The sequence below is a fragment of the Agreia sp. PsM10 genome (assembly GCF_030433855.1).
In the GTDB taxonomy this organism is placed as follows: domain Bacteria; phylum Actinomycetota; class Actinomycetes; order Actinomycetales; family Microbacteriaceae; genus Agreia.
Genome location: NZ_JARUXC010000017.1, coordinates 51,023 through 70,965 on the forward strand (window position 1 = coordinate 51,023; position 19,943 = coordinate 70,965).

Genomic DNA, 19,943 nt, shown 5'->3' on the forward strand with positions numbered 1-19,943 from the left:
CCGGTCGAGTAGCGAGGAACGAGCGCGTCGAGACCACCGGGTGATAGCGTCGAATCCAGCTCCGGGAGGCCAGATGTCGCGTTCGCTCGGCCTCACCGCAGAGGCCCGCTCGGCCGTGTTCGCGCCGCTCGCCGGCCCCGGCCGCAGCGAGCAGGTCGAGCAGCGGATGCGCGAGGCCATCGTGCTCGGTCTCGTCGGGCACGGCGAGCGTCTGCCCCGGGAGACGGAGCTGGCGCGGCAGTTCGGCGTGGCCGTGTCGACCGTGCGCGAGGCCCTCGATGCGCTGCGCGGCCAGGGGCTCGTGCGCACGACCCGCGGACGGGACGGCGGCAGTTTCATCACCTCGAGCGCGGAGGGTCAGCGCGAGCTCCTCGCGGCCCGCCTCTCGCGCTTCTCGAGGGCTCAGCTGCACGACCTCGCCCTGCAGCTCGGTGCGATCAGCGGCTCCGTCGCGGCCACGGCGGCCACCCGTGCCACGAGCTCGGACCTCGCCAGCCTGCGCTCCATCACCGAGTCGATCGACTTCGGCGACGAGGTGTCCGCCCGTCGGGGCGAGGCCCTCTTCCGCGTCGAGGTCGCAGCGGCCGCCCAGTCGCCCCGGCTCGTGGCCGAGGAGCTGCGTCTGCAGGCCGAGTTCGGTCCTCTCCTGTGGTTCGGCATACGCGAGCAGGCCCTGCGCGACACGGTTCGCGACGCGCAGCTCGCGCTGGTCGACGCGCTCGCCCGGCGTGATGGCGCTCGGGCGCGGGCGATCGTCGACGAGCAGCTCTCGGCACTGGCCGCCGGCGCGATCTCCATCTCCGACGCGCACGCGCACGCGGTATCCACCGATGCCGCCCCTCGCGCGATCCTCACGCTCGACGACTGCGCATCCCTCGTCGTCGACACGCTCGACACCGTCTTCGAGGCGCTCGGCCGGGCCCGCGACGCGTTCGCGACCACCCTGGCGGGCCTCGCGCATCCGATCACCCGGGCCGCCCTCGACGACAGCGTGCGCGCCCTCGCGGAGGCCGAGCTGAGCGCCGGCGCCCAGCTCGTGATCGGGGCAGGCTTCGTCGCGACGCCGGGGTTCGTCGACGACGCGGCCTGGCACCTCGCCTGGTGGGTGCGCCAGGCGGGAGACCCGCTCGTGCAGCGGCTCCCGCCCCGCCAGCTGGCCGTGGTCGAAGACCCGGAGTCCGAGTTCTTCCGTGACTACACCCGGCTCGAGTGGTGGCGCGGTGTGGCGTCGGGCGAGGCGAGCCACGTGACCGGCCCCTACGTCGACTACCTCTGCACCGACGAGTTCATCCTGACCCTCACGATGCCCGTGCTCGACGCGTCGGGCGCGCAGCCCGGCGTCGCGGGGGTGGATGTGACGGTGTCGGCCCTCGAGGCCCGGTTCCTGCCGGCATTCGCCCGGCTCGGCGAGCGCGTCACGCTGGTGAACGCGGCATCGAGGGTCGTGCTGTCGACCGACCCGACGATCGCGGCGGGCACGTTGCTTGCCGACGGCGGGGAGCGCGTCGCCTGCGGAACGCTGCCCCTCGCACTCGTGCGGCACTGATCAGTCGGTCGAGGTTCCGCGCTTCAGGGTCTGTCCGGTGAAGAACGCGGGGTTCACCGCGCGCATCACGAACATGAGCACGACGCCCGCGAGCAGCAGGAACGCGCCCAGGATGAAGACGAGTCCGAGGCCGCCGATGTTCGATCCGCTGCCGTAGTCGGGGTTCATCGAGTCGATGAGGGTGGTCACGAAGATGACCGCGAGGATGATGCCGCCGACGAGCGGGGCGAGGAACTTGAAGAAGAACGACCGCGCGCTCGAGAAGGCCTCTTTGCGGAAGTACCAGACGCAGGCCAGCGCGGTGACCCCGTAGTAGAAGCAGATCATCATGCCGAGGGTGAGGATCGTGTCGGTGAGCACGTCGTTCGACAGCACCCGCATCACCGCGTAGAAGCCCCATGCCACGACGCCGGCGATGATCGTGGCGAAGCCCGGCGACTTGAAGCGCGGGCTGATCGACGCGAAGCGCTTGGGGAACGCCTGGTAGTGGCCCATGGCGAGCATCGTTCGCGCCGGGCCCACGAAGGTCGACTGCAGCGACGCGGCCGAGCTCGAGAGCACGGCCAGAGACAGCAGGATGGCGAAGGGTCCCATGATCGGGCCGGCCAGCGCCGCGAAGACGTTGCCCGAGATGTCCTCGTTGCCGAGTCCGAGCTCGCCCGTTCCGATGCCCGAGAACATCAGCGACGCGACGGCGACGAGGATGTAGAGCACGAAGATGATCGCCACGGTCAGGGTGGCGGCCCGCCCGGGCGTGGTCTTCGGGTTCTTGGTCTCCTCGTTCATCGTGAGGGTCACGTCCCAGCCCCAGAAGATGAAGATCGAGAGCGAGACGCCCGCGGCGAAGGCCGAGAACGAGGGAACGCCGAACGGGTTGAACCAGTCGAGGCTGAAGGGCGTGGCGTCGAAGGCCGAGCCGTCGGCGAAGTGCACGATGGCGGCGATGGCGAACCAGACGAGCACCACGAGCTGGAATCCCACGAGCCAGTACTGCAGGGACTTCGTCGTCTCCATGCCCCGGTACGACACGTAACAGGCGCCCACCATGAAGACCAGACAGGTGAGGATGTTGATGGGGATGTTGCCCGCCAGATCGGCGATGTCGGGGTTCTGGGTGATCTGAGCGATCGCCAGATACAGGAAGTCGACCGCGACCCCGGCGAGATTCGAGAGCACCACCACCGTGGCGACGATCAGACCCCATCCCCCCAGCCAGCCGAGCCAGGGCCCGAATGCGCGGGTGGCCCAGGTGAACGACGTGCCGCTGTCGGGCATGGCGTTGTTCAGCTCGCGGTAGCCGAGGGCCACGAGCAGCATGGGCAGGAAGCCCACGAGGAAGATGCCGGGCATCTGCGTTCCCACCGCGGCGGCCGTGGGGCCGAGCGACGCCGTGAGCGTGTACGCGGGCGCGATGCAGGAGATGCCGATGACGGTGGCTCCGAGCAGGCCGATCGAGCCCGCCGAGAGGCCCTTCGACGACAGGCCGGTCTTCGCATCCGCCGCGTCGATGAAGTCGACTCCCGCGTCGCCCGGGTTCCCTGAGCCTGTCCCACTCCCGTTCCCCGAGCCTGTCGAAGGGGCTGTGTTCTTGCGTGCCATGGTGTCGATCCTTCTGGTGAGGAGGCGCTAGTCGGCGTCGTTGGGAACGACGATGAGGGGAACGGGAAGGGAGTGCAGCATGCGGTTCGCGGTGGCGCCGAGGAAGATGCGACTGGGCGAGGCGAGCCTCGACGATCCGACGAAGGCGATCTCGTCGTCTCGCCATCCGAGCGCCTCGACCGCGGCCTCGACGCTCGGGCCCTCGGCGACCTCGGTAGACAGAATGCCCTCCGTCCTCTCCCGCTCGGAGAAGTAGTCGAGCACGGTCAGCAGGTGCTCGTCGCTCGAGATCGGGCGGGAGTCTCCCGCTCCGACCTCGACCAGGGTCACGAAGCGCAGCTCCACGTCGAGGCCCTCGGAGATCGCCACCATCGAGTCGAGCAGGGCCTCCCAGCCCGGACGGGTGCCGATGGCGCAGGTGATGCGGCTGATGCGCTCCGGTGCTCGGTAGCCCCGGGGTGCGAGCGCCACCGGAACGGGCGAGGCGTGCAGCAGGGCGTTCGCGACGCTGCCGATCGAGAAGCGCTTGAGGATTCCCGTTCGGGCGGCGCCGACGACGATGCGGTCGGAGTCGAACGCCTCGGCTGCCTCGATCAGGCCCTCCGACGTCGACTCGGCCCACAGCACGTGGATGGTGGCCGTCACGTCGGCGGGCACATTCTGGATGGCCTCATCCAGCCACAACTGCGCCTGCTGGGCTATGATGCCCTCGTAGTCGGCCGCCGATGCCGGCACCTTCGCGGGTACCGCCGTGCTCTGCGGCAGCACGAGGCAGATGCGCAGCTCGGCCTCCGTGAGCCGCGCGAGCGCGATGCCGAGCTCGACGGCCTCGCGGCCTCGCTCGGTGGCCTCGTATGCCACGACGTAGTTCGCTGTGCGGGTCACTTCGGTGCTCCTTCCTTTTCGTTCCCTGAGCTTGTCGAAGGGAATCTCTCCCCTTCGACACGCTCAGGGAACGGGTGGATCAGTGGTCGTGGGTCAGGCCGCCGTCGGTGCTCGGCGCGTGGTGGTCGTGTGCGGCGTGGTCGTGCCCGGGTGCGCAGTGCGCGCCGGTGCTCGGCTCCACGTCGATCGACGGGTTGCGGTCGAAGAACGAGACCGGCTTCATCCAGAACGACACGGTGTCGCTCGGCATGATCGGCCAGTCCTCCTGGCGGGTGATGTGGTGGATTCCGAAGACGTACCAGAGCACGACGTCGGTGTTGCGCACGGGGCGTTCCGCCTCGATCCATTCGGGCAGGCCGTGGTCGATCGAGCTCTGGTTCACGAACTCGCCGGCCGGCCAGCGCTCGTTCTCGTCGTTCGGCGTCACCCACACCGTGTGGCCGATCACCTGGGCGCGCTCGAGCACGGCCGAGCCGGGCGCGAAGAACGAGGGGATGGCTCCGCCCGGAACCAGCTTGTACGCCACCTGGTTTCCGATGGTGTTGCGCTTGTTCTCGTTCACGACCTTCCAGGCGCGCTGCGTGTTCCAGTCGAAGTCGTCGTGGCCCTCGACCTCGATCGGCGTGTTCGCCTGCACGAGCGCGAGGCCGTGCGGGTTCTCGTCGGAGATCGGCACGATCTGCGTCTCGGAGCGGTACACCGTGTTCTCGGTGCCGTCGATGTCGAGGTCCATGCGGGCCACGATGAAGTGCTGGTGGAACGGCGCGTAGGTGCGGTTGTCGACGAGGGTTCCGTTGGGGTGCGCCTGGCCCTCGTCGATGTGGGTGACCACCATGATGCCGGTGGCGCGCACCTCGCACTCGATGTTGCCGTCTTGATAGAAGCGCCAGTAGACGAGGTACTCGTAGTTGGCGACCGTCACATGGAACGAGACGACGAGCCGGCGCATGCGGCGCACCTCGGCGCCGGCGTCGTGGTCGACGTGCTTCCACAGAACCGCGTTGTCCTCCTCGTGGATGCAGAACGCGTTCGGGATCGCGTAGGGCTCGCCTTTCGAGTCGTGCATCACGGCGTCGATGTAGCGGATCTCACCCAGGCAGTCGCATCCGAGTTCGAGCGATGTGGTCATGAAGCCGAGGCCCCACTCGCCGATGTCGAAGGCCGTGCGGCGGAAGTGGTCGACGCTGGGGTCGCGGTAGGGCACGACCATCTCGGAGAACGAGAGGCGGTTCGCGATGGAGCGCACCTCGTCGCCGTCTTTGTACGAGATGGAGTGCAGGGTCATGCCCTCGCGGTAGTTGAAGCCCACCCGCAGCGACCAGTTCTGCCACTCGATGAGGTTGCCGTCGACTGAGAAACTGGGACCTTCGGGCTGCACGATGTCGAGGGGCTTGAGCGGCGGGCGCTTGTAGTGCTCGCGGATGCGCTCGGGAATGAGGTGCGGCACGTACTCGCCCATGATCTGCGGCGTCTCGACCGTGAACGTGTCCTCGATCTCGAGCAGCTCCATGGTGTTCACGTCGATCACGCAGTGGAAGCCGTTGACCGGGCCGGCGTAGGGGTTGGCGCCGGGCTGCGACTTCACCCAGGTGTCGCTCCAGCCGAGGCGTCGGCCCTTGTACTTCTCGGGGATCACGGCTGCGCCGTACGTCCACGTGTCCATGAAGACGAGTTCGAGGTCGGTGATGCCGCGGTTCGCGAGGGCGGCGATGACCTGGGGGTTCGCGCGCAGCGCCGCGTCGGCCTCTTCCCACTCGTCGACGGTGAAGTTGGCCTGCACGTCGGGCACGTGCGTCCATTCCAGCAGAGCGTCGGATGCGAGCGACACGACCGCGATGTACGTCGCGTTCTCGCTGCGGTTCAGCACCACGAGGCGCGCACGGCGCTCGGGAACCGTGCCGTCGGCCTCGAACTGCTTCACGGCCGCCTTCGACGGCTCGACCATCTCGATCGAGGCGAAGCGCCAGCCGGGGCCGACGCCCTTCTCGCGTTTCAGAATCGCGGATGCGGCGCGGAACTCGTCGGCGTTCAGCGGGTCGAGCGGATGGAATGTCATGCGGAGTTTCCTTCTATCGGACCTGTGAGCGGACGGCGTCTTCGAGCACGCCGATCCCCTCGAGCAGGAGGGCGTCGTCGATGACGAGCGAGGGGAGCAGGCGGATCACGTTTCCGTAGGTTCCGCAGGTGAGGATGATGACGCCCGCCTCGAGGGCCGCAGCGGCCACGCGTTTCGTGATGTCGGCATCCGGTTCTGTGGTGCCCGGCCGCACGAATTCGATGGCGAGCATCGCGCCGCGGCCCCGCACGTCGCCGATCACGCCGGTGGCGTCGGCCAGCGCCCGCAGCCGCGGCACCACGATGTCTTCGATGTGGCGCGCGCGGCCGGCCAGGTCGTGCTCGCGAATCTGGGCGATGGATGCGACGGCCGCGGCACACGCGATCGGGTTGCCCCCGTAGGTGCCTCCCAGGCCGCCGGCGTGCACGGCATCCATCAGCTCGGCGCGACCGACGACGGCCGCCAGGGGAAGCCCGCCCGCGATGCCCTTGGCGAGGGTCATGAGGTCGGGCACGATGCCCTCGTCGTCGCTGGCGAACCAGGAGCCGGTGCGGGCGAAGCCCGTCTGCACCTCGTCGGCGATGAAGACCACGCCGTTGGCCGTGGCCCAGGCGCTCAGCGTGGGGAGGAAGCCCGGAGCGGGCACGATGAAGCCGCCCTCGCCCTGGATGGGCTCGATGATCAGGGCAGCGACCTGGTCGCCGCCCAGCTGCTTCTCGATGGCCAGGATGGCGCGGTTCGCAGCGTCGACCCCCGAGAGGCCCGCCTCGTCGCGGAACGGGTACGACATGGGCATGCGGTAGACCTCGGGCGCGAACGGGCCGAAGTTGGTCTTGTAGGGCATGGCCTTGGCGGTGAGCGCCATCGTGAGGTTCGTGCGGCCGTGGTAGGCGTGGTCGAAGGCGACGACCGCGTCGCGACCCGTGGCGAGGCGGGCGACCTTGATGGCGTTCTCGACCGCCTCGGCACCGGAGTTGAACAGTGCGGAGCGCTTCTCGTGGTCGCCCGGCGTGAGCTCGGCCAGCAGCTCGGCGACCTCGACGTAGCCCTCGTAGGGCGTGATCGTGAAGCATGTGTGCGCGAAGTGCGTGGACTGCTCGGTGACCGCCGCCGCGACTGCCGGGTTGGACGCTCCGACGCTGGTGACCGCGATGCCGGCGCCCAGGTCGATGAACGAGTTGCCGTCGACATCGACGACGACCCCGCCATCGGCATCCGCCGCGTAGACCGGAACGAGAGACGAGACGCCCGCCGAGACGGCCTTGCGGCGGCGCTCGGTGAGGGCGGCCGACTTCGGTCCCGGGAAGGTGCCCGTGATGCGCCGCTCCTGCGGCAGGCGATGCGTGATGGTCATGGGAGTTCCTATTCCAGCGACGACATCACGTGCTTGATGCGCGTGTAGTCCTCGACGCCGTACATCGACAGGTCCTTGCCGTAGCCCGAGTACTTGAATCCGCCGTGCGGCATCTCTGCCGTCAGCAGGATGTGGGTGTTGATCCACACGGCCCCGAAGTCGAGGTCGCGCGAGACGCGCATCGCGGTGGCGTGGTCCTTCGTCCAGACGCTCGAGGCCAGGGCGTAGCGAACGTCGTTGGCGAGCTCGACGGCCTCGTCTTCGGTCGCGAACTTCTGCACCGTGATGACGGGGCCGAAGGTCTCCTCCTGAACGATGTCGTCGCTCTGCAGCACGTTCGTGACGACGGTCGGCTCGAAGAAGAAGCCGGTGTCGCCCACCCGGTGGCCGCCCGTGGTGATGACGGCGTGGTCGGGAAGCGACTCCACTTTTGTCACCACGTCGGTGAAGTGGTTGATGTTGTTCAGCGGGCCGAAATAGTTCTCGCTGTCGTCGGCGCTGCCGGTCTTGCGCTCTTTGGCTTCGCTCGACAGTGCGTCTACGAGCTCGTCGTGGATGGACTCGTGCACCAGCACGCGGGTGATCGCCGTGCAGTCCTGGCCGGCGTTGTAGAACGAGAAGTCGGCGATCGCCGCGGCGGTCTTGGCCACGTCGACGTCGCCGAAGACCACGGCGGGCGCCTTGCCGCCGAGCTCGAGGTGGGCACGCTTGAGGGTCTTCGCGGCTCCGGATGCGACGGCCATGCCCGCGCGCACCGATCCGGTGATCGAGACCAGGCCGGGGGTGGGGTGATCGACGATCGCCGCGCCCGTGGCCCCGTTGCCGAGCACGATGTTGAGCACGCCGTCGGGCAGGATGCCCTGGCTGATGCGGGCGAGCTCGAGGGTGGACTCCGGGGTTGTGTCGCTGGGCTTCAGCACGATGGTGTTGCCGGTGGCGAGGGCGGGTCCGATCTTCCAGATCGCCATGAGGAAGGGGAAGTTCCACGGGGTGACCTGGCCGACCACGCCGATGGGCTCGCGGCGAACATAGGAGGTCGTGCCCTCGATGTACTCGCCGGCGCTCTTGCCCTCGAGCAGGCGGGCGGCTCCGGCGAAGAAGCGGATCTGATCGGCGCCGGCCTCGACCTCGTCGGTGCGGATCGTGTCGCGGGGCTGGCCGGTGTTGCGGTGCTGCGCTTCGACGAGGGAGTCGGCGTTCGCCTCGATGGCGTCGGCGAGCTTCAGCAGCGCGAGCTGCCGGGCGCCCGGCGTGAGTCGTGCCCAGGGCTTGAATGCGGCTTTCGCGGCCTTCATGGCGACATCGACATCGTCTGCAGTGGAGACGGGCGCCTGCGCCACGGTCTCGCCTGTGGCCGGATTCACGATGTCGAGCAGCTCTGAGCCCTCGGGAGTGACGAACTGGCCGTTGATGAAGTTCTGGAGCGTGGGCGTGGACACGGATCTCATCCTCTGCGTCGAGTGGCGGAACAACCTGATCGGCTGGGGCCAGTCTGGCACTGCCCGCGCCGTCGCGGCGATCGAATCGGTAAAGATTCGATTCCGAATGTTATCACCGCTCGGCGACGGGAATCCATCGATTTCCGACCCTGCGGCTGAGTTCCGGCGAGCCGAGCTCTGCCAGTTCGCCCGCCAGCCCGAAGATGCCGAGCGCGATGCTGCGCGCATCCGGGTCGTCGTCGCCGGTGAAGCGGATGACGACCCGCGCCTCGCCGCGCACCACCGCGATGCTGGACGCCTCGACGATCGCCAGCGTGCGCGCGTCGTCGGTGAGCTCGGGCAGCAGTCGCGCCGCGGCGACGCCGGGGCGGAGCACGCCGATGGCGGCGGAGAACCGGTAGGAGGGCACGCAGCGAGTATGCCACCCGCGCCGCTCGTCGCCCCTTGAACGCCGCAAGCGCCGAACGCGGGTGTTCGTGCCGAGCGCGTGGATGCCGCCGCCGCGTTGGGCGGGAACACACGCGTTCGCCGCTGATCAGGAGACGGTTGTTCCCCGGGAGCGCCGCTGGAGCCTCGCGACCGTGTCCTCCGCGAGGTCTGCGTAGGCGGCGGTCATGGCCGCCGATCGGCGGAGAGGACCCTCGTCGCTCGCCATGCTCAGTTCCACGAGGGTGGGGTGGCCGTCCTCGAGCGTGACGACGACATCGAGGTTCATGGGCAACGAGGAAGGAAGGGCGGTCGTGTAGCCGCCCGAGCCCAGTTGCACCTGAATGACGCGGTCGGTTCGGTTGAACACGTGGGCTCGGCGGTCGTATGCGTATGCGGCGACGACGTCGAGTGCCTCGATCGGATCGAGCGGGGTCTCGTAGGACGCAGAGAAGCGAAGGGGTGCATCCTCGGGATTCGTCACGTCACCACGATGCCCGCGCCGTCGCGCCGCCGCAAGCACCGAACGCGGGACTTCGCCTCGAGCGCGCGGACTCAGCCGGCGCGCCGAGCGGGAACACCCGCGCTCGACGGCGGCCGGACGCGGTTACAGGCGGTAGAAGACCGGGCTGCCCCAGAGGCTGTGGGCGTGCTCGACGTAGCGACCGAAGTCGGGGGAGTGGATCACTCCTCCGGCACCGTCGTAGATTCCGATGTGCTCGCCGGGCCAGACCACGAGGTCTCCGGCGACGGCTTCGCTCTGCGAGATCTGCGTGGCGAGCGCCGCCTGGTGGTCGACGCCGCGGGGCAAGGAGATGCCGAACTGGCCGTAGACGTACTGGGTCAGCCCGTCGCATCCGAAGCTGTCGTTCGGGTCCGCGCCCCAGCCGTAGGGGACGACGCCCACGAACTGCTCGGCGTAGGCGACGACGGCCTCGCCGCTGTAACCGCCCTGGGGTGCGGCGAAGGTCTTGGGCGTCGACGTGGTGGAGGAGCTCGACGAGGTCGATGCGGTCTCGACGGCCGCCGCTGCGGCGGCGAGCGCGTCTGCGGCGGCCTGGGCCGCGGCGGCTTCGGCGTCGCGCTGGGCTTGCAGCACCGACATGTCGGTGGAGTTGTAGGAGTCGCGGGTCGCGGACAGCGCGGTGACCTGGCTGTCGGCATCGACATCGATGGTCTGCGTGGCGGGCGCCGCCTCGTCGACGAAGGTCTGACCGGCGTTGACCGTGGTGGCCACGGGGTTGGTGCCCGTGGGCATCATCGCGTAGGCCGGCAGGGCGGTGACGCTGGCCATGCCCGCCGCGACGACGAAGACGCCGGCTCGCGCGAGATTGCGGATGCCGCGGCTCTTCGGTTTGGCGGCCGACGGCTTGTAGGTGCGCGACTCCCGGGCAGCAGCCGCGAGGGCAGCGCGAGTGGGGGCCTGGAATGTCGAGCGGTGCTGCCCGGCGAGTGCCAGGGCTGCGGATTCTGCTGAGTGACGTCCACTCATGCTTTAGTACCTCAGGGATCTGTAGAGCGTCGGGCAGGTATTCGGGTTCCCCCCGTGCGGATGGCCCTGCACGGATCGACGGTGCGATCGGCGGGGTGCATTCCAACCCGGGCGACGGTACAGGGGTGCCCTGAACGAAAGCTGGCAAATGTGAGGCGCGCTCACACGGGCGCGCGCATCAGGCCTCGAGCAGGCCCCGGATGTCGTCGGCCGTGAGGGCCTGGCTGAACGCGGCCTCGTCGTCGAGCACAGCGTCGGTGAGCTCGGCCTTCTTGGCCTTGAGCGCCATGACCTTCTCTTCGATCGTGCCCTCGGCGACCAGCCGGTAGACCATCACGTTCTTGGTCTGACCGATGCGGTGAGTGCGGTCGATCGCCTGCGACTCGGATGCGGGATTCCACCAGGGGTCGAGCAGGAAGACGTAGTCGGCCTCGGTGAGGTTGAGCCCGAATCCGCCGGCCTTGAGGCTGATCAGGAAGACCGGAGCCTCGCCCTGCTTGAACCGGTCGATGATGTCTTTTCGCCGGCGCGACGAGCCGTCGAGGTATTCGTAGGGCACCCCGAGCGCGTCGAGCCTGGCGGCCGCCTTCTGCAGGAAGGTCGTGAACTGGCTGAAGACGAGCGCGCGATGCCCCTCGGCCACCACGTCGTCGAGCTGCTCCATCAGCGAGTCGAGCTTCGACGACGGGATGTTCGCGTACTTCTCGTCGATGAGCGAGGCGTCGAGGCTGAGCATGCGCAGCAGGGTGATCGAGCGGAACACGATGAAGCGGTTCTTGTCGAGGTCGTCGATGAGACCCAGCAGCTTCTGCCGCTCGCGCTGCAGTACCACGTCGTAGAGCTTGCGGTGACTCGGAGCGAGCTCGATCTGCAGCTCCTGCTCCTGCTTCTCGGGCAGTTCGGGTGCGACGAGCTGCTTGGTGCGTCTCATCATGAGGGGCCGGATGCGACGGCGCAGCCGGGCGATCAGTTGCGGGTTCTCGCCGCGATCGATCGGCCGCACGTAGTCCTCGGTGAACCGGCGCGACGACGGGAAGAGCCCGGGCGCCGTGATGGCGAAGAGAGACCACAGCTCGAGGAGGTTGTTCTCCATCGGCGTGCCGGTGATCGCCAGCTTGAACGGAGCCCTGAGGTCGCGGGCGCACTGGTGGATGCGCGAGGTGTGGTTCTTGGCGAACTGCGCCTCGTCGAGAATGAGCCCGGCCCAGGCTCCCGAGTTGTAGGCCGCGAAGTCGAGCCGGAACAGGGCGTACGACGTGACCACGATGTCGGCGCCGGCCGAGATCGCGGCCACCTTCTTCTTGCTCTTCGCCTCAGTGGCGCTGATGGAGCGCACGACGAGGTGGGGTGTGAACCGTTGCGCCTCGGCGACCCAGTTCGACACGACCGACGTCGGCGCCACCACGAGGAACGGGGCGCGCGCCTCTCCGGAGTCGGCTGCGACCGGATGCTGCCGGGCGTGCGCGACGAGCGCGAGCGTCTGCAGCGTCTTGCCGAGCCCCATGTCGTCGGCGAGGATGCCGCCCAGCGAGTGCGCGTGCAGAAAGACCAGCCACGAGAACCCATCGACCTGGTAGGGCCGCAACTCGGCCTTCACCGTTGCGGGAACCGCCACGGTGTCGACGCCGTCTGCCGCGTTGAGCCCCGACACGGCCGCGCGCCAGCTCGTGGCCTCGACGGTCTCTTCGGCCAGGTCTTCGAAGTCGGCCCAGAGACTGGCCTGGTAGCGGCTGATGCGCGGGGCGTCGGTCTCCCACTCGGCGATGCTGCGCGCCTCTTCGATGAGTTCGAGCAGCCTCTCGAACACCGGCTGCTCGAGCGAGAGGTAGCTGTTGTCGACCAGCTTCAGCTTCTTCCTGCCCTTCGACAGGGCGGTGAAGAGCGGCCCGAACGGGATCGTGCGCCCTTCGACGGTGACCATGATGCCGAGGTCGAACCAATCGCGCTTGTCGGTCTCGACCGTGGTGACGGTGAGCTCGGGCGCCTCGGTGAGCTCGACGTAGTCGGGCCGTGTGCCCACGGTCTCGACCACCACGTCGTCGCGGCCGTCGATCTGGTCGATGACCTCGACCACGAACTGGGCGGCGTCGACGCCGTCGAACACGTTCTTCGATGCGAAGGCCACGCTCGGGTCGGCCCCTCCCCACCCGCGCGCCGTGAGGGTGTGCGACAGAAGAGACAGGATGCGATCTTCTGCGGCGTCGTCACGCAGCGCCCTGTCGGCCCCGGTCGACTGAAGAGGGAGCAACTGCTCGCCGCCGTAACGCCATGCCCACGAGATGCGCAGGCGACCCTTCGGCTCGAACGTGGCCGTGAGCACGAGGGTGGCCTTCGCCTGCTCGGGCAGGGTGACGGACTCGTCGGCACTGGTGACGGGCAGCAGGCGGCGCAGCCGAGGGTAGTAATCGGCGAGGAACTCGGAGACCTCGCTCTTCGGCACCTCGATCGTGTGCGACGCCGTGTCGAAGACCAGGCGGCGCTGCTCGTCGGCGAGAGGCGATTCGAGGGGAGCGAGGGCCACGCTGAACCGCGGACCGAGCGCATAGGAATAGAGGCCGTGCGTGCCGATCGGCCCCACGGACTCGGCCGCCACCTCGGCCCCGTCGAAGTCGATCGACGTGGCCAGCGTGAGGTCTCCCGAGTCGCCGGCCGAGGCATCCAGACCCACGCTCGCCCGGCGGGCGACCGCGACCGACGCGTCTTTCTTGACTCCGACCAGGGCGATGCCGAGTCGCTCGGCCTCGTCGAGCAGATGCCAGAGCAGGGGGCTGGCGAATTCGTCGAGGTAGATCCAGTCGAGGTCTTGACCCGTGTAGGTGGCCCGGCTCGCGCGCTGCACGGCCGCGAACTCGGCGAACCAGCGGTGCTGCGCGGGGTCGAGGTTCATGCGGTTGGCCTGGTGCATGAAGGTGCCCCAGGTGAGGTTGTTGCGCACCCAGGCGCCGGTGGATGCGCTGCGCACCACGGGCCGCACGCCGAGCCGGCGGGTCGCGGCCACCGCGGGCGACGATCTGGGCGACGCCGACGTGGAGGTGGGGCCGCGCCACCGGTCGTGCGTGCGGGTCGCCCGCTCGCGCAGCTCGAACTGCAGGGCCATGGGCACCTGGCCGGGGCTGTCGATCTCGGCGATCGCGCCCGCGCCGACAATGCCGACGGCCGTGCCGAGAACGCTCTTCCAGTCGGCGGCGACGGATGCCTCGGGCCGGGCCGGCGACGCCACCAGCGGCTTCATGGCGCGCGCGTTGGTGTCGACGAGCGCGGCGGCCACGTGCTTGCAGTCGATGCCGACGGGGCAGTCGCACATGCTGAAGATCGGACGGAATCCGCGACCCGTCGTGCCGAGGGTGACCGAGCACGCGTAGGGCTCGGGCGCGCTGCCTTGAACGAAGGCGCTGACGACCCGGGTGTCGGCGTTCCACGAGACGTCGACCACGGCGCCCTGGCGGAAGTAGGCCTGCCCACGCTCGAACGCGTTGCGGCCGACGAGCCGGGTGATCTCCGTCGCATCGACGAGCGGAAAGATCGACTCGGGCATGCGTCCATGCTCCCACGCACCGCGGACATCCGATCGGCCCTCGGCCGGTTCTAGGTGTTCGGGCGCCCGCCGGCGCGGGTGCGGAGCAGGATCATCAGCGGCACGTTCGCCAACACGACGACCCCGGCGATGAGTCCCACCGCGGCCTCCGCGCCGATGACGTCGTAGACGGCGAGTGCGGCGAGAGGGCCCACGACGGCACCCGCGTCGCCGGCCGTGCGCGTGACCCCGACGACCAGACCGCTCGATCGCGAGGGGAACGCGTCGCTCATCACGACCGACGGAACGACACTGCTGATCGAATTCGCGAGTCCGTAGCCGACGATGACCAGGGCGTAGACCCAGGGGCCGTCGGCGAGCGGGAAGAGAAGCATCGTGCAGGCCGCGGCGAGCACGCTCGGCGCCAGCACGCCGAGACGCGGACCGCGGTCGATGACTCGCCCGATCACGGGCATGGCCGCCAGGGAGACCAGCGTCGCGGCGGCCAGCGCGAGTCCGAGTGTGAACGGAGAGAGACCTCCGCCGTCGTATGCCAGCACGGGAATGAGTCCCTGCTCGCCGCCGAAGCGGGCGAAGAACGCGGCGAACGAGCCGAGGGCCAGGGCCGCGATGAGAGGCCGCAGCGACCCTGCCGGCCGGGCCGGGGCATCCGATCGCACGGGCTCAGCGCTCGGCACCGATTGCCCGGGGGCCGACGACGCCGCCCAGTAGAGCGTGGCCGGTCTGACGGAGTCCCAGAGCAGGGCGAGCGCGACGGGCGCCGCGGCGACCACGAACACGCCGGCCAGGGGCAGCACGCTCAGGGCCGCGCCGCCGAGGAAGGCGCCGAGTGCGCCCGCCGACATCTGCACGGCGGTCGCCGTGGCCATCACCCTTCCGCGGCGGTCGGGAGGCGCACCGGACACGAGAACGGCGAAGCCGATGGTGATGGCCGCCCCTCCGAGCACTCCGGCGACCACGCGGGCCGCGATCAGCGAGGCCGAGTCGGTGCACAACCCGGTGAGCGCCGTCACCGCGATCAGAAGAATCGTGACGGTGTACAGGAACGGTCGCGGCCTCCACCATAGCAGCACCAGCCCCGCGGGGATGTTCACCAGCGCCCTGCCCAGGCCGAAGGCGGCGATGATCGGCCCCAGTACGAGGGCCGAGGCACCGAAGTGGTCGACGTAGAGCGGCAGTGCGGGCACGATCGTGCCCCATGTCATCTGCGTCGCTCCGATCAGCGCGCACACGACGAGCGTCTGCTCGGTGATCGATGGCGTCCGCCGCCGACCTCCACGATCGGCCGGGGCCGACGTCGTCGCCTCGCCGACGGCGTCGCGGCTCACCGGGCCAGGTTCTCGCGCAGGGTGCGGCCGGGATACGCCTCACCCATGGCGCCCCGGCGGCGCAGCTCGGGAACGAGCAGTTCGGTGACGTCGGCGTACGACGCGGGCATGCTCAGCGGGTTGCCGATCATGAAACCGCCGCGCGATCCCGTGGCCGCGAAGTTCTCCTCCAGCAGGTCGGCGACCTGCGACGCCGTGCCGCTGAGCGTGTAGTCGAAGCCGACCGCGTGGCGCCAGCCCCGCTCGAAGAACTCGCTGCGGCTCATCTCGTGGTCGACGCCCAGCTCCGTGATGAGCTGGCCGACGAACCCCGCCGGAGAGGCGTTCGCCGCGCGGATCGCGTCGGCGAGCTCGCCGAGCACCACGCGCTCGGGCACGGTGGAGAAGTCGTGGCCCGAGTTGTACGACAGGTAGACGCCGACCGCCTCATCGCCCCAGTACTCGAGCATCTCGAGCTTGCGTGCCGCCGCCTCGTCCTCGCTTCGGCCGAGCACCAGCTGCGTCGTCCACAGGATTCCCACGTCGGCCGGGTTGCGTCCGTTCGACACGAGCTCGGCGTCGAGGGCCGCGCGGTGCCGCGCCTGGCCGGCCGCGTTGCCTCCGATGCCGAAGACGAGGTCGGCGAACTTCGCGCTCGTGCGGATGCCTTGAGGCGAGCTTCCGGCCTGCACGAGAACCGGTCTGCCCTGCGGGCTCGGCACGCTCGTGAGCGGCCCCTGCACGTCGAAGAACTGTCCGTGATGGTCGATGGGGTGCACCTTCGATGGATCCGCGAACCTGCCGGTCTCGCGATCCATGACGATCGCATCCGGTTCGACGGAATCCCAGAGCCGTTGGCAGACGTCGACGAACTCCTCCATGCGCTCGTACCGCAGCGAGTGCTCGAGCAGCTGGTCGTAGCCGTAGTTCGCCGCGTCGGCCAGCCGGGTCGAGGCCACGACGTTGAACGCGATTCGGCCGGACGTGACGTGGTCGAGAGAGTTCAGCAGCCGGGCCACGTAGAACGGATGCATGAACGTCGACGAGTAGGTCAGGCCGAACCCGATGTGCTGCGTCACGGCCGACATCGCGGCGATGAACGGACTCATGTCCTGTCGCGGCCACTGCACGCCCCACTCGACGGCGGCGTCCGTCGATCCGCGCCAGGTGTCCGGCAGACCTGTTCCGTCTCCGAAGAAGAGCATGTCGATTCCGCCGCGCTCGGCCGTCACGGCGAGCTCCTGGAACATCCTCACGTCGGGGAACGTGCGATTCGTCCACGATCCGGGCCGGGCCCACCGGCCCTCCGAGTGGGTGAACGAGAGATCGAAGGCGAGATGCATCTTCTGCGGGTCGTCGGCGGGGGCTGCGCTGTTCATGCGTGACTGGACTCTCGTTCGGTGCTGGTGCTGGTGCTGGTGCTGGTGCTGGTGCTGGTGCTGGTGCCGGTGTTCGTACTCGTGCGCGCGGCGAGGGCCGCTTCGATGGCGGACACGGTGGTGAGGCGCGCGACCGAGAGGGCGAGCTGTTCGAGCGCGTTGACGTGGATGCGCACCTCGTAGGCGGCTGTCGCGTCGGCCGGAAGGAGCACGGGATACCCGTTCTGCATGGCATCGGTGGCCGTCGCGGCGATGCAGCACTCGGTCGTCAGGCCCGCCACGACCACCCAGTCGATGTGTGCGGAGCGCAGAAGGTCGTCGAGCTCGGTCTGGTGGAAGCCGCTGTAGTGCTTCTTGAGGATCCGAGGTTCTCCGGCCGCGGGAGACACGCCGTACCACTCGGCCCCGGGAGTGCCGACGATGCAGGGCTCGTCGGCCGACATCACCGAGGGATCGCCTCCGCGGAGCCAGTTGCTCGAGCCCCACGGCGTGGAGGGATCCGACGCGAGCTCGATCCAGAACACCGGCATGCCGGCGGTGCGGGCCGTGTCGACGAGGCGGCCCGTCGCCGCGATCGCCGCGACCAGCGCATCGGATGCGGCGTCGTCGAGGCCGTAATCGGCCAGGTACGCCGGGTCGCCGAACGACCGCTGCACGTCGACGACCAGCAGCGCTCCGGCACCCGTGAGGCCGGCGAAGGCCGACGCGCCGGTCACGAGATCGCCGCCGTCGACTCCTGGGCGCGCAGCCCCGGCAGCACGGTCTCGCCGAACGCGGGAAGATCCGCGTGGTAGTCGGGGAAGATCAGCATGAGCCCGTCGAGCTCGGCACCCTCGACCACGGCGTTGATGTGGCTCTGCACGGAGTCGGGAGACCCGACCACGTACGGAGTCTGGAACGCGTCCTTGCCGCTGGCCGACTCCGTCCACGATGAGGCGCGGTCGCGTGGCATTCCCCACGACACCCGCATGTTCACGAGGGCTTCGAGATCGACGCCCTCGGAGATCACGTCGACGCGCTTCTGCGCCAGCGCGTCGGTCTCGTCCATGACCACGGTGAGCATCGCGTACGTCTTGACCTGGCGGCCGAGAGCGGCCGAACGATCGTGCACGTTCCGGGATGCGTCGCGCAGCTCCTCCATGGTGTCTCCCGAGAGGAAGGCGCCGTCGCTGCGGCGGGCCTGGAAGTCCTGGCCCGCCGGAGACCGGCCCGCGCTGATGACGGTGGGGCGCACCCGCGGGTGAGGCCGCGACTCCGCATCCTTCAGGGTGAAGAATTCGCCGTCGAGGGTGACCGAGTCCTCCGTCCAGAGCCGGGTCACCGCATCGGTCCACTCGTCGACCATGCGGTACCGCGCCTCCTTCGACATGTCCGCGTCCCACAGGCCCATCTGCTCGAACTCGTCGGCGTAGGAGCCCGAGACGATGTTCATGCCCGCGCGGCCGTTCGAGATCTGGTCGAGGGTGACGAACATCTTCGCCGCGATCGCCGGGTTGTGCACGTTCGCGTGGACCGTCGCCCAGATCTTGACCCGCTCGGTGGCCTCGGCGATGCCCGCCATCATCGTCATGGACTCGAGGGACCGACCCCAGTGGTCCGTCGATCCGCCGAAACCACGCCACTTCGCCATCGCCATCACGAAGTCGAGGCCGGCCTCCTCGGCCAGGATCGAGGCCTTCCTGTTGTATTCGTAGCTGCCGTCGGGATGCGGAGCAGTCGTGGAGACCAGCCATCCGCCGTTGCCGATGGGGAGGAAGATTCCGTATTCGCGTGGAGTCATGGGTGGAACTCTTTCTTGTTCGGTGCGGTGTTCGAGAAGGGCCGGAGTTACGGCGCCGGCCAGACGAGGGTGGTGCCGTCGTAGATCGCCTCGATGAAGCTGTTGTCGAAGTAGGAGCGCACATCGGCGGGAGCCGTCTTGATCTGCTCGGTGTCGGTCAGGAACGTTCCCTCGGCGTCGACGTTGTCGAGGTCGATGAGCCCCACAGGGCGGTCTGCGGGCTGGTTGTCGGCGACGATTCCGACCTCCGTCTTCCAGATCTTCTCGTTGTGGGCGGCGTCGTATCCTTCGCCGGAGAGCGTCGCCGCGTAGTCGACGCATTCCGTGGCGTTGTCGACGCAGTAGTCGTAGGCGTGCTGGGATGCGCGCAGGAAGTCCTCGACGGCCGTCGGATTGGCGCTCGCGAACTCGGGGTTGGCCGCGATGCTGCCGAGCGATCCCGGAACTCCGAAGTCGAAGGGGCGCCAGACGGTGACCTTCTCGCCGGCCGCTTCGAGGAGGTTGGGTTCGTTCGAGATGAACCCGGTGAGCGAATCGACCTGACCGCGCGGAAGGATCGTCGGGTCGTATCCCACGACGACCTGCTGCATCGACGAGACATCGGCCCCGGCGTTGGTCAGCATGGTCGATACCGCGGGTGGCAGGTTGCCCTTCTGGCCGAGGATCGTGCCGTCGAGCTGGGTGAGGTCGGTGATGTCCGGGTTCGTCATGAGGATCTCGAGGCCCACGTTCGAGTAGGTCGAGACGCCGAGGATGTCGAGTCCGTTGTCTCGCGCCTGAATCAGGTTCTGCTCGCTCACGCCGGTGAAGGTCACCTGGCCCGACGCGAGGAGCTGGGCGTTCTCACCCGTGTCGCCCGTTCCCGGCTGGATGGTGACGTCGAGGCACAGGGCGTCGAAGTAGCCGAGCTCGTCGGCCGCGATCACATTGAGGATCGAGGCGGAGGCCTGGTACTGGTAGCCCGTGAGGAAGGTGATGGGGCCCGCCGCTTTGTTCGTCTCGCAGCGGTCGGCGCTGATCGCGCTTCCCTCCGCGGCAGCGGGCGTGCTCGATGTCTCGGTGCCGGATGCGCTGCAGCCGGTCACGAGGGTGAGGCCTGCGAGCGACAGAACGGCAAGGGCCAGGGGGGTGCGTTTGGGCATGGC

The 19,943-nt window shown here is 68.8% G+C and carries 15 protein-coding genes; 1 reads left to right on the top strand and 14 read right to left on the bottom strand.

The window, feature by feature from the left end; genetic code table 11:
* Nucleotides 1–73: 73 nt before the first annotated feature.
* Entirely contained in the window at nt 74–1,546 is a 1,473-nt protein-coding gene (locus QCD70_RS16920) for a GntR family transcriptional regulator (RefSeq protein WP_301218461.1), read from the top strand.
* Here the strand turns inward: QCD70_RS16920 and QCD70_RS16925 are convergent, their stop codons facing one another.
* The 14 genes from QCD70_RS16925 to QCD70_RS16990 all read right to left on the bottom strand — a co-directional run bounded on the left by QCD70_RS16925 (nt 1,547) and on the right by QCD70_RS16990 (nt 19,940).
* A complete protein-coding gene (locus tag QCD70_RS16925) occupies nt 1,547–3,145 on the bottom strand; it encodes an APC family permease (protein ID WP_301218463.1) in 1,599 nt (532 codons plus the stop codon).
* Between the two features lie 27 nt (nt 3,146–3,172).
* A complete protein-coding gene (locus tag QCD70_RS16930; RefSeq protein WP_301218465.1) occupies nt 3,173–4,030 on the bottom strand; it encodes a universal stress protein in 858 nt (285 codons plus the stop codon).
* Between the two features lie 79 nt (nt 4,031–4,109).
* The gene (locus QCD70_RS16935) at nt 4,110–6,086 is read right to left on the bottom strand and encodes a primary-amine oxidase (protein ID WP_301218467.1); all 1,977 of its coding nucleotides are present in this window, start codon (nt 6,084–6,086) and stop codon (nt 4,110–4,112) included.
* A gap of 13 nt (nt 6,087–6,099) precedes the next feature.
* Nucleotides 6,100–7,440: a 4-aminobutyrate--2-oxoglutarate transaminase gene (gabT, locus tag QCD70_RS16940; RefSeq protein WP_301218469.1), complete on the bottom strand. Its 1,341-nt coding sequence runs from the start codon at nt 7,438–7,440 to the stop codon at nt 6,100–6,102.
* An 8-nt stretch (nt 7,441–7,448) separates the two neighbouring features.
* A complete protein-coding gene (locus tag QCD70_RS16945) occupies nt 7,449–8,888 on the bottom strand; it encodes a gamma-aminobutyraldehyde dehydrogenase (protein ID WP_301218471.1) in 1,440 nt (479 codons plus the stop codon).
* Nucleotides 8,889–8,991: 103 nt separating this feature from the next.
* Nucleotides 8,992–9,288: a hypothetical protein gene (locus tag QCD70_RS16950; protein WP_301218473.1), complete on the bottom strand. Its 297-nt coding sequence runs from the start codon at nt 9,286–9,288 to the stop codon at nt 8,992–8,994.
* Nucleotides 9,289–9,414: 126 nt separating this feature from the next.
* Nucleotides 9,415–9,789, bottom strand: a complete 375-nt coding sequence (locus QCD70_RS16955) for a hypothetical protein (RefSeq protein ID WP_301218475.1) — start codon at nt 9,787–9,789, stop codon at nt 9,415–9,417.
* Between the two features lie 123 nt (nt 9,790–9,912).
* Nucleotides 9,913–10,797 carry a C40 family peptidase gene (locus QCD70_RS16960; RefSeq protein ID WP_301218477.1) on the bottom strand — a complete coding sequence of 295 codons (885 nt, stop codon included), beginning with the start codon at nt 10,795–10,797 and terminating at the stop codon, nt 9,913–9,915.
* Between the two features lie 178 nt (nt 10,798–10,975).
* On the bottom strand, nt 10,976–14,332 hold the full coding sequence (locus QCD70_RS16965) for a DEAD/DEAH box helicase (RefSeq protein ID WP_301218479.1): 3,357 nt from the start codon (nt 14,330–14,332) through the stop codon (nt 10,976–10,978).
* A gap of 50 nt (nt 14,333–14,382) precedes the next feature.
* Entirely contained in the window at nt 14,383–15,660 is a 1,278-nt protein-coding gene (locus tag QCD70_RS16970; protein WP_301218481.1) for an MFS transporter, read from the bottom strand.
* On the bottom strand, nt 15,657–17,018 hold the full coding sequence (locus QCD70_RS16975) for an NtaA/DmoA family FMN-dependent monooxygenase (RefSeq protein ID WP_301218483.1): 1,362 nt from the start codon (nt 17,016–17,018) through the stop codon (nt 15,657–15,659). Before QCD70_RS16975 ends, QCD70_RS16970 begins: the two co-directional genes overlap by 4 nt.
* Complete coding sequence (locus QCD70_RS16980; protein WP_301218485.1) at nt 17,015–17,734, bottom strand: cysteine hydrolase family protein; 720 nt, start codon at nt 17,732–17,734, stop codon at nt 17,015–17,017. The genes QCD70_RS16975 and QCD70_RS16980 overlap by 4 nt, the downstream gene beginning before the upstream one ends.
* The gene (locus tag QCD70_RS16985; protein WP_301218487.1) at nt 17,731–18,798 is read right to left on the bottom strand and encodes an LLM class flavin-dependent oxidoreductase; all 1,068 of its coding nucleotides are present in this window, start codon (nt 18,796–18,798) and stop codon (nt 17,731–17,733) included. The genes QCD70_RS16980 and QCD70_RS16985 overlap by 4 nt, the downstream gene beginning before the upstream one ends.
* Before the next feature lie 47 nt (nt 18,799–18,845).
* Entirely contained in the window at nt 18,846–19,940 is a 1,095-nt protein-coding gene (locus QCD70_RS16990; protein WP_301218489.1) for an ABC transporter substrate-binding protein, read from the bottom strand.
* Nucleotides 19,941–19,943: the final 3 nt, after the last annotated feature.

Bases quoted from the DNA above. Each gene is read 5' to 3' on its own strand.
- QCD70_RS16985 (WP_301218487.1), bottom strand. From the start codon at position 18,798: ATGACTCCACGCGAATACGGAATCTTCCTCCCCATCGGCAACGGCGGA.
- QCD70_RS16975 (WP_301218483.1), bottom strand. From the start codon at position 17,018: ATGAACAGCGCAGCCCCCGCCGACGACCCGCAGAAGATGCATCTCGCC.
- QCD70_RS16935 (WP_301218467.1), bottom strand. From the start codon at position 6,086: ATGACATTCCATCCGCTCGACCCGCTGAACGCCGACGAGTTCCGCGCC.
- gabT (WP_301218469.1), bottom strand. From the start codon at position 7,440: ATGACCATCACGCATCGCCTGCCGCAGGAGCGGCGCATCACGGGCACC.
- QCD70_RS16960 (WP_301218477.1), bottom strand. From the start codon at position 10,797: ATGAGTGGACGTCACTCAGCAGAATCCGCAGCCCTGGCACTCGCCGGG.
- QCD70_RS16965 (WP_301218479.1), bottom strand. From the start codon at position 14,332: ATGCCCGAGTCGATCTTTCCGCTCGTCGATGCGACGGAGATCACCCGG.
- QCD70_RS16925 (WP_301218463.1), bottom strand. From the start codon at position 3,145: ATGGCACGCAAGAACACAGCCCCTTCGACAGGCTCGGGGAACGGGAGT.
- QCD70_RS16945 (WP_301218471.1), bottom strand. From the start codon at position 8,888: ATGAGATCCGTGTCCACGCCCACGCTCCAGAACTTCATCAACGGCCAG.
- QCD70_RS16920 (WP_301218461.1), top strand. From the start codon at position 74: ATGTCGCGTTCGCTCGGCCTCACCGCAGAGGCCCGCTCGGCCGTGTTC.
- QCD70_RS16990 (WP_301218489.1), bottom strand. From the start codon at position 19,940: ATGCCCAAACGCACCCCCCTGGCCCTTGCCGTTCTGTCGCTCGCAGGC.